This is a genomic window from Acinetobacter sp. YH12201 (genome assembly GCF_013418145.1).
GTDB lineage: Bacteria > Pseudomonadota > Gammaproteobacteria > Pseudomonadales > Moraxellaceae > Acinetobacter.
On record NZ_VPCP01000177.1, the window covers coordinates 1 to 1,395 of the forward strand.

Here is a 1,395-nt window from a genome sequence, read left to right on the forward strand (position 1 = left end):
GGTAATGCCAGTCAGTTAAGAAATTGACTGGCATTTTCTTGGGTATTTCTGTGGTTTTAGCTTCACAACCCTGGGACAATTTCTTTTCCTTCTCTCCGGCAAGATATACATCCTTGCTTGTTCCAACAAGCTTTCTAAATGTTTAGGTAAATTGCCTGCTGACTCTAAAGGGGTATGCCTTAAGATATTGAGAATGCTGATAGAGGCAAGATGAAAGCTGATTCTCAATGGACTCACCTTTACGCGTTGAGCCATGTATTTCATTTGTCTTCTCAGCACGTTATACGCAATCAATACGCCCCATAATTCCTGATAAACCAAATCAGGTTGCTTGCTCCTTAAATGTCTCCCATCCTGTAAATCACTTTTTATTTCCCGGTAACACATTTCTATTTCCCAGCGCTGAGCATAAAGCTTCGCTAAGGCTTTGAGTGGGTAGGTCTTTGAATCAGTTAATGAAGTGATATAACGCCTGAGCTTTCCTGCATGTTCAACTTCAATCAAACGTGCTTCCCAGGCATCCCCCAATAATGGATTGAGCTTCCTGGCCCTCGGTGATACCGGCATTTTGATGTGAAAATCGTGCTGGGAGTTACGCTTGACCACCTCATAGCGTAAGTTGTCTTTCGCTCGCATTAGCCAATGACTTGCTTGCGCTCGTGTTTGCCAACCCACCAGAAAGTCAGCAGAGAAATAGGCCCGATCAAACAGGGTAATACTGTGGGGTGGAGGAGATAATTGATCTGCCAGTGTAAGTTCACCCTGATCCATACTGCCGATTTTGGCATCAATGATTTCATGCGTGTTGGTATTGACCAGGCAGGTTGCTCTCACTTGCGGGTAAGGTGCTACAGCCGTTTTACCTTTAGATGAGCCAAAGTGACTCAAATTCTCATCAGTATGCGGCATAGACCAAACCACCCCATCAACAGCACACACACTGAGACCATGAAAGTTTGAGTACTGCTGTTCGGATTCTTCAAACCAGGCTTGGCTTAATATGGAAAATAATGCATGCATCGGTTCCAGCCCCAAACGTTGTCGAGCTTGGACTGCTGCACTTGGGACACAATATTCTGTGGTACCAAAAACAAGTTTCAGTTGTTGCAAGACATACCAAATAGGCTGATCCCGAAACAGGGCAAGTCCAATGACAAGCCATACCACATGTTCAGCAGGCAATTTTCTTTTTCTGATGGAGGCCTTGCCTGTTTGTTTTAAACTGCTTTCAATCCAGTTGAAATCAATCAACTCACTAAAATCAGCGAGTGATGGCATGGAGTGCTGAAGGGTTAAATCTAAATTCTCAGATAAAGTCATAAAAAAAATGAGCGTATTTATATACACTCATTTTTACAGCATTTTGCTAAATGTTGCTTAACTGACTGGCATTAC

The 1,395-nt window shown here is 43.2% G+C and carries 1 protein-coding gene; it reads right to left on the minus strand.

Annotated features, from left to right (window positions below):
- Positions 1 to 15 precede the first annotated feature (15 nt).
- On the minus strand, positions 16 to 1,320 hold the full coding sequence (locus FTU91_RS16375; RefSeq protein ID WP_180082855.1) for an IS4 family transposase: 1,305 nt from the start codon (positions 1,318 to 1,320) through the stop codon (positions 16 to 18).
- Positions 1,321 to 1,395 lie beyond the last annotated feature (75 nt).

What these genes read in the sequence shown, in the direction of transcription:
- FTU91_RS16375 (WP_180082855.1), bottom strand. Translation starts at nt 1,320, where the DNA reads ATGACTTTATCTGAGAATTTAGATTTAACCCTTCAGCACTCCATGCCA.